Annotated in this window: 8 protein-coding genes; 6 read left to right on the forward strand and 2 right to left on the reverse strand. The window is 32.0% G+C overall.

Translation table 11 applies throughout. From position 1 onward, the window contains the following. The 4 genes from HRU49_RS13340 to HRU49_RS13355 all read left to right on the forward strand — a co-directional run. Positions 1-531, forward strand: a 531-nt coding sequence (locus HRU49_RS13340) for a 3-keto-5-aminohexanoate cleavage protein (protein WP_296357981.1), incomplete at its 5' end; no start/stop codon positions are given. 11 nt (positions 532-542) lie between these two features. After that, entirely contained in the window at positions 543-1,187 is a 645-nt protein-coding gene (locus tag HRU49_RS13345; RefSeq protein ID WP_296357983.1) for a hypothetical protein, read from the forward strand. Positions 1,188-1,992: 805 nt separating this feature from the next. Continuing rightward, positions 1,993-3,006 (forward strand): sugar-transfer associated ATP-grasp domain-containing protein, encoded by a 1,014-nt coding sequence (locus tag HRU49_RS13350; RefSeq protein ID WP_296357985.1) that lies wholly within the window; start codon positions 1,993-1,995, stop codon positions 3,004-3,006. A gap of 20 nt (positions 3,007-3,026) precedes the next feature. Further along, positions 3,027-4,124, forward strand: a complete 1,098-nt coding sequence (locus tag HRU49_RS13355) for a sugar-transfer associated ATP-grasp domain-containing protein (RefSeq protein ID WP_296357987.1) — start codon at positions 3,027-3,029, stop codon at positions 4,122-4,124. Between the two features lie 2 nt (positions 4,125-4,126). On the opposite strand, the gene HRU49_RS13360 is transcribed toward HRU49_RS13355, so the two are convergent. After that, positions 4,127-5,377, reverse strand: coding sequence for a CoF synthetase (locus HRU49_RS13360; protein ID WP_296357989.1), 1,251 nt, complete (start codon positions 5,375-5,377; stop codon positions 4,127-4,129). Positions 5,378-5,447: 70 nt separating this feature from the next. Then, the gene (locus HRU49_RS13365; protein WP_296357991.1) at positions 5,448-6,113 is read right to left on the reverse strand and encodes an acetyltransferase; all 666 of its coding nucleotides are present in this window, start codon (positions 6,111-6,113) and stop codon (positions 5,448-5,450) included. 181 nt (positions 6,114-6,294) lie between these two features. Here HRU49_RS13365 and HRU49_RS13370 point away from each other — a divergent pair, with 181 nt between their 5' ends. Together HRU49_RS13370 and HRU49_RS13375 are read left to right on the forward strand one after the other, a co-directional pair. Beyond that, the gene (locus tag HRU49_RS13370) at positions 6,295-7,524 is read left to right on the forward strand and encodes a class I SAM-dependent rRNA methyltransferase (RefSeq protein ID WP_296357994.1); all 1,230 of its coding nucleotides are present in this window, start codon (positions 6,295-6,297) and stop codon (positions 7,522-7,524) included. Between the two features lie 53 nt (positions 7,525-7,577). Then, a partial coding sequence (locus HRU49_RS13375) for a nitronate monooxygenase (RefSeq protein ID WP_296357996.1) occupies positions 7,578-8,148 on the forward strand: 571 nt, incomplete at its 3' end.

The following is an 8,148-nucleotide window of genomic DNA, read 5'->3' on the forward strand; positions in this document are numbered from 1 at the left end:
TTAACCTTAAGTTCTTTAAATTTTAATAAGGTGGCAAGTATGAATGCACCAAGCATGATTGAAGATCTTGCAAAAACTATGAAGGAAAAGGGTATTGTACCAGAATTAGAAGTCTTTGATGTCGGGATGATTAATTTTGGGAAATACTTAGTAAGGAAAGAGTATATCGTACCTCCTTTATATTACAATCTACTTTTTGGCAACATCGCTTGTGCGCAAACAAATCTTTTACATACAGGAGTAATGCTTAATGATATTCAAGATGATTCTCTTGTAAGTATTGCTGGTATTGGTAATGGACAGCTTATGATGAATTCTTTAGCAATTGCTATAGGGAAAGGCGTCAGAGTTGGATTGGAAGACAATATTTGGTTCGATACTGAACGCACAAGATTAGCTACTAATTCATCATTAATTGAGCGAATACATACTATAGCAAAAGCTAATAATAGAGACGTGATGACTCCATCTGAATTCCGCGTTCAAATGAATATGGAACCTGGATACGGTCGTTATGGTAGAATATATTAAAATTAATTATTATGGAAGGCGATAAGAACGGGCTATCCTATCGGATAGAATGGATATCTAACATAATTAGTCATGGTCTTTTTTGGCACGGAGTAAGAAATAATTTAGCGAAAATAGGATTAGATTTTATGCCTTACTATTGGGTAAAGGAGGCAGTAGACCCTGTTAATCCTCCACAAATAAGAGGAGAACATGAGGCTTTTAAAATTTCGATTTTTGGGGAGGAGGAGATCAATTATATTAAGAATACAATTATTGGTATTGAACAAAAAGACCTTATAGCAGATTTAAAAAACGGTGAAATATGTATTGGTTTAAAACATAATAGTGATATAGCCGCTTATATGTTTATTAAAAGAAAACCTTTCATATTTAGAAAACGAAGCTTTAATTTAACATCTTCAGAGAGTTATTTACATAGTATGTATACGTTTGAAGCTTACAGAGGGATGAACTTAGCGCCTTACCTTCGTTATCATAGTTATAAGTATTTAGAAAAAGAAAATGTAAAGACTTATTTTAGTGTAAGTGAATATTTTAATAAGTCTACAATTAAGTTTAAGAAAAAGCTAAATTCTGAGCCGATTAAACTATATCTGAGTCTGGTACTGTTTAAGCGATGGACCATGAATTTTAGACTTAAGAGTTTTACCTAATTAAATGTTTGATGAGGTAATATTAAAATTATGAAAATGCAAAAAGAGTTTATTAAATCGATTGAATGCTTTACAACCGTTAACTAAAAATAACCTTTTTTTACATGGAATAAGACATATCTTAGCATAACTGGGAATTGTCTTAATGCCTTACTACTGGGAAGTGAGATTTATGAATACGGATACACTGAAAAGGAGATGATAAATCGCTTGATAAAGTGTCTTTTTTGGGTGCTGAAGCACTGATCTTTTTAAAACAAAATGTTATCGGAATTAGTTCTAAAGATTTAATTTCTAATGTGTAAAGAGGTGACTTTTGTTTTGTATTAAAAAAATGCTATTTATTCTTTTATTAAAAGTAGAGATGTTGATTTTACGGGTAGACAATCTAAAGTAAGACCCTATGAGAACTATGTCTTTAAAACCTGCACATGTAAGGATTTTTGAGGTAAGAAGTTGGTGTCTTATCTCAAATGTCAAAACTATAAGATATTACAGGAAAACGGTATATAGGCCTATTTCTCTATAAGTAAGTATTTTAATAGGTCAATATTACGTTAGAAACGATAATTAAAAGTAAAACCAAAACAGTTGTTTTTAAGTGTTTTTCATTAAATCGCTGGCAATTTATTTTTACATTTAGAATATTACCAATAGACGTATTGCTTAATAAATGTAGTTAATGAAATTCATTGAGAAATAGTACTGAGAAAAGTTAGAAATGATTAGATATTACCCTATAAAGCTGCGTATAAAGCGTTTTGTTTCTTTCATTGAGGGTTGCTTAACCAAATTAAATCATAGAATGAATTCTAGGAAGAAGGTTAGGCAATTGATGAGTTATATTAAAATTGATTACTTAACCTCTACAGAGAATAAAAGGGTAAGACAGTATTTCAAATCTAGGGGGTATAATTTAAAGCACACTGACTGGCATGCTTATTATCGAACTTTAAATGGTGAATTACACGAATCTTATATTCCATTAGGGCTTTTTAAGTCGGAATTGTCACCTAAATTAAATGATAAGCTAAAGTGGCCAGCACTATTAGATAAAAACCTTTTATATCGCATTTTCAGTGATTTTGATCAACCAACACGAATTATTCAAAATATAAATGGGTTTTATTATAAAAATGATAAAGTTATATCGGAAATTGAGGCTATTAAATGGGTTAGCCAACAAACACAAAAACTGATAATAAAACCAAGTATTGACTCTGGAGGCGGAAAGAAAGTAATAGTTTTTAATGTTCTAAATGGAGTTACATCATATAATAATTTTACCGTTGAGCAACTTTTATTGCTTTATAAGAATGATTTTATAATTCAAGAATTCTTGGAGCAGAGTAATGCAATGCGCCTACTTAATCCTACAAGTTTAAACACGCTTAGAGTAATTTCTTATTTAAATAGGGATGGAGTAAATATTCTTCGTGTAGCTGCAAGAATAGGTGGTTTAAATAGTGAAATTGATAATTATAAGGCTGGCGGTTTACTTTGTAATGTAGACGAAAATGGTCAATTTGGGTCTTTTGGATGCACTAAAAGAGGTGAAATCAAAGAGAATACATTTAACGGTGCTAAACTAAGTGAGTGTTCGGTTCCAAATTTTGGTCTCGTTGTTAAGATGATTAAAGCAATGCATATCAAAATTCCATATTTTAAAATGGTATCATGGGATATTGCTATAAATAAAGATGATAAACCAGTTTTAATTGAATACAACACCTATAATCAAGGATTAGAAGTTCAAATAGTCACAGGACCGGTGTTTAGTGATTTTACTGATGAGATTTTAAAACTGTGTAAAGACTGAAATACAACCATTAGCCTTATATGTATATATATCATTATATAAAGAATAAATATATCAAGCGTGGTATGCGTGCCTATCGTGCTTATAGACAATTTAGAGATGGGATTAGTGCTAGACGGTATATGAAATCTTTAATGCGTAAGCATAATTTCCCAGAGCTATCTAAAGACCAAATTGACGAAGCAAAATCATATTATAAATCAAGAGGTTATAATCTAATAAACACGTATTGGCATCAATATTACACTAATATAAATGGAGAGTTTCATAAAGAATACATGCCGTATGATATTTTTAATCCAATCATAAATCCGAGACTGAATCAAATTAAACAATCGCCTGCATTGTTAGATAAAAATTTTACTTATAATTTATTTAAAGATTTCAATCAGCCAAAGCGAATAGTACAGAATATTAATGGATTTTATTTTATAAATGATACTATAGTGAGTTTAAATGAAGCAGTACAGGCATGCAAAAATTATAAGAAACCTTTAATAATTAAGCCAACAATCGAAACAGGAGGTGGGAAAATGGTTAATCTATTTGCAACCGATGGGGAAAAGACAAGCTTAGACAATCTGTGTATAAAAGACTTGTTTAAAGTATACAAGAAAGATTTTATTCTACAGGAGTGCTTAGAACAAAGTGATGTGTTAAAATCACTTAATCCATCTAGTTTAAATACACTTCGTGTTGTTTCCTATTTAAACGATGAAGGCGTACACATCCTAAATTCGGTTTTAAGAGTGGGTAAAGATGGTTGTGTTACCGATAACTTTTCTACAGGAGGTCTTTTTTGTGGAATTAAAGAAAATGGTGATTTGAAAGGGAAAGGATATAATTCTAAGGGAGGAGTAGTTGAAATGTCTTACACTGGAATTCCTTTGAAGGAATGTAAAATCCCTAACTATATAGCTCTAAAGGACATGGTAAAATCAATGCATTTTGTAGTACCATATTTTAGGATTATTTCGTGGGATATAGGAATAGATAAAAATAACACGCCTTGTTTAATTGAGTACAACACAGCAAGACAAGGTATAGATTTACAAATTGCAGCTGGGCCATATTTAGGAAAATTTACAGATGAAATTTTAGCAATAGGATTAGAGTAAGCCTAAGCTTTTTTATAGTTATTCATTACCTTTCTTCGTTTCCCAGAAGATAACGGAGGAATTTCGTCAACATAAGTTATTTTAACATCTGCATCAGAACCAAAATCAGATTTGATATCTTCTATCAATTCACTTTCAAAAGAAAATGTTGCATCTTGCAAATTTAATTTGACCTCATATTCTTTTTCACCTTGTTGAATAAATTGGTATTGCTTTAATAAATGATAGTAGTTGTAGAATTTCGTATAAATTACAAATGAAGACACTAAATTTCCTTGTGAATCATAAATCACATCCATTTTTCTACCTTCAATTTGTTCCAATTCCATTACTCCTTGCTTATTAATGCCGAGCTTGGCTATATCACCTGTGTCGTACCTTATAATTGGCATGGCATAGTTAAACAAATCAGTTACGACAATTCGTCCAAATTCACCAGGTAAAACTGGGTTGTCATTGTTAAGGTTTAGAATTTCAACAAAATAACTCGCGTGATTAATAACAAATCTATTAGGCGATTCTAAGGTTTGTTGGGCAATTATACCTACTTCCTCACTAGAATATCTTGAAAGGACTTGAGTGTTTAAATGTCTACCAAGAGTTGATTTTGTATAAGGATTTAAATATTCTGAATTTGCAACAGCTGCAGTAATACCTAAATTATTTAGTGTTATGTTATTTTTCTCTAAGTATTGCGCAATTAATTCGTAGGACGAAGCAAAGCCGAGCATGGTCTTTTTGTTTTGAGAATCTTTTTTTAAAAGCGCAACAAACACTGCAATTCGATCATCAGTCATTCTTGAAATATCAAATTGAACAGCATTTTGTAACCAAGATTTTATTTTCCCTTTTTCATTATGTCCACGCCAAACCTCTAATTCGTATAGTCTATTACCAACCTCGAAGCCTGATTGATTAAAAAAGTAAATAGCATCAGCATGATTGCGATGTCTTTTTGCCTTATTTTGAAAAAGGAAAAAAGGTACACCAGTAGACCCACTTGTAGAAACTTTGAAGTTGTCTTCGTTTATAAACTTCCGAGATTGAAAAGCTTCAAAATTATCTTGTATTGTTGTTTTCCTCACAACTGGAAAATCTGAAATTGAGAAGGCTTTATTTAAATGATTATAAAAATCAGTTGTTTCAATGGCATGTTCTAATATACCTTTGAGATAATATTCTTTAAGTTCTTTAGCGTTTTTAGAATTTGGCTGTTCAACTCCTAATTGAACCTGTTTTAATTGCTGTTTCACTTTACCTCCTTTTATGGAGTCGATTAGCCAAAAGCTATTGTTTCTTATTTTATTGAGTAACATGAGATAACTATCCTAAATATTTGGAGTCTTTTGCTCTTTCTTTTACCCTGTTAATTGGGATACCAAAGGCTAGTTTGAAATCACCAACGGGTTTTAATACTAATGAGGCTGCGCCAATTACGGTATAATTTCCTATAGAAATATTTTGGGCTAAACATGCTCTTAAACATATTGCAGAACAATAACCGATATGGACATTTCCACCAGTTATGACACCTGAAGCTAAACTAGAAAAGTCTTCCATAATAGAGTCATGACCAAGCGACGATTTAGTATTGAGAATACAAAATTCACCGACTTTGGCATCAGCGTTTACAACAGCATGTGCCATAACAACAGTTCCTCTAGAAATCTCAACATCCGAAGCAATGGTTGCAGTTGGATGCACTGCGGAAATAAATGGTAAATCAGGGGCTATTTTCGAAATATTAAGATAAGCTTGTTGTCTTGTGTAATTGTCACCGATTCCGATTATAATACCTTCAATATTGTGCTTTAAAATGATATCCGTTAGATGACTCAGATTACCTAGTACAGCATACCCATAGATTTTCTCGTTAATTGACTTAAAGCAATCAATATAACCGGATATATTATAGTCTTTTTTCTTGTGAAAAATATCTACGATCATTTTGGAATGTCCGGATGCACCATATATTAAAATGTTCTTCATTTTATTTAAAATAGGTTGTTCAATTATTATAACGTCTTATAGAGTTTTGGGATAGCAATCAAAGATATTAACATTGTCGAGAAAGCACTATTTATAGCGCTAAACAGTATAAATTCGCCTATGAAATGTTAAATCGTTGTGAATTAAAAGCTTATTTTTAAAGGCTTGTAAACTAATTGATTTGGAATTTAAGAAACAACTAAAGATTAGTAAGTTACCAAAAAATATAGCGGTTAAACTCACTGCTAAAGGGGAGCACTCTGTTGTTAGGGGCCACCCTTGGATATTTTCAAATAGTATTATTAAGATAAATCAAGATGCAAATACAGGCGATTTAGCTATCATTTTTGATAAAAATAAGAATAGAGTTATTGGAATTGGTTTGTATGATGCAAAATCACCAATTCGTATAAAAATGATTCATAATGCTGAAGCAAAAGCAACTATTAACAACGAATTTTTTCATCAAAAAATTCAACATGCTTTTAATAAGCGCGTAGATTTACTGCGGACTGAAACAAATAGTTATCGCTTAATTTATGGCGAAAATGATGGTTTCCCAAGTTTGATCGCTGATGTCTATAACAAGGTTTTAGTAATAAAGCTATATTCGGAGATATGGTTGCCATATTTAGAAGGTATACTTAAAGGCTTAAAGGAGGTCTCCAATACAGATACTATTGTCATGAGGTTAAGTAGGTCACTTCAAAATAGTATGAATCATAGCCTTAAAGATGGTGAAGTTCTTTTTGGAAATCTTGATAATGATGTAGTTCAGTTTATCGAACATGGTATAAAATTTTCAGCCAATGTGATTAAGGGTCACAAAACAGGTTATTTTTTGGATCATCGACATAATAGAAAACATGTTGGGGAATTGAGCGAGAATAAAAAAGTATTAGACGTCTTTTCATATGCTGGAGGGTTTTCTGTTCATGCACTAGCAAATGGTGCTTCAGAGGTGACGAGTTTAGATATTAGCAAGCAAGCTTTGCAAATTGCTATTGATAATGGAAAATTAAATTCTTATTCTGGAGTTCATAAAACCATTGCAGGAGATGCCTTCGAAGAAATGCAAAAGTTAATTCAGCGCAATAAAACCTTTGATGTTGTGGTCATCGATCCGCCAAGTTTTGCAAAGCAAAAATCTGAGATTGATTTGGCAAAGAAGAAGTATGGTCAATTGGCTAATTTAGGGGCAAAATTAACCTCAAAAAATGGAATCTTAGTATTAGCGTCTTGTTCTTCAAGAGTAATTGAACAATCATTTTTTGATTTAAACCTAAGGGTTTTAAATAGTCAAGGCAGACCTTTTAATATACTTAAGAAGACGTATCACGACAGTGATCACCCTATTGAATTTCCAGAAGGAGCCTATTTAAAATGTGGGTATTATCACTTTAGAGATTAAAACTACTATGCATGCATAATATATTTTAGTATATTTGCCAAAATTCTAACGGTATGCGGACTAAATTGACTGAACTATTAAATATAGAGTATCCTATAATACAAGCACCCATGTTCTTAGTTTCGAATGTGGCTATGGTGACTGAGGCTATGAAGGCAGGAATTGCCGGTTGCATTCCAGCATTAAATTACAGAACCTTAGAAGAATTACGAACGGCGATTAAAGAGCTTAAAGCTAGCAAAGTAGATGGTGGTTCATTTGGTTTTAATCTTATTGTAAATAAGTCTAACCTGAAATATAAAGGTCAATTGGAAGTTTTATGTGAAGAAGGTTGTGACTTTATAATTACATCATTAGGCAGTCCTGAAGAAACAATCAAACAAGCTCATGCTGCTGGAATTAAGGTTTTTTGTGATGTTGTTGATTTAAAATTTGCTAAAAAAGTTGAAGGTTTAGGTGCTGATGCGGCAATTGCAGTTAACAATGAGGCTGGCGGTCATAGAGGTAATATGTCTCCAGAAGACTTAACAAGTTTATTACATAATGAGCTGTCCATTCCTGTAATATCGGCAGGAGGAGTAGGCTGTAAAGCTGATATAGATAGAATGCTTAGTTATGGTGCGG

Source organism: Winogradskyella sp. (assembly GCF_013213975.1).
Classification (GTDB): domain Bacteria; phylum Bacteroidota; class Bacteroidia; order Flavobacteriales; family Flavobacteriaceae; genus Winogradskyella.

Bases quoted from the DNA above. Each gene is read 5' to 3' on its own strand.
- HRU49_RS13355 (WP_296357987.1), top strand. From the start codon at position 3,027: ATGTATATATATCATTATATAAAGAATAAATATATCAAGCGTGGTATG.
- HRU49_RS13350 (WP_296357985.1), top strand. From the start codon at position 1,993: ATGAATTCTAGGAAGAAGGTTAGGCAATTGATGAGTTATATTAAAATT.
- HRU49_RS13345 (WP_296357983.1), top strand. From the start codon at position 543: ATGGAAGGCGATAAGAACGGGCTATCCTATCGGATAGAATGGATATCT.
- HRU49_RS13365 (WP_296357991.1), bottom strand. From the start codon at position 6,113: ATGAAGAACATTTTAATATATGGTGCATCCGGACATTCCAAAATGATC.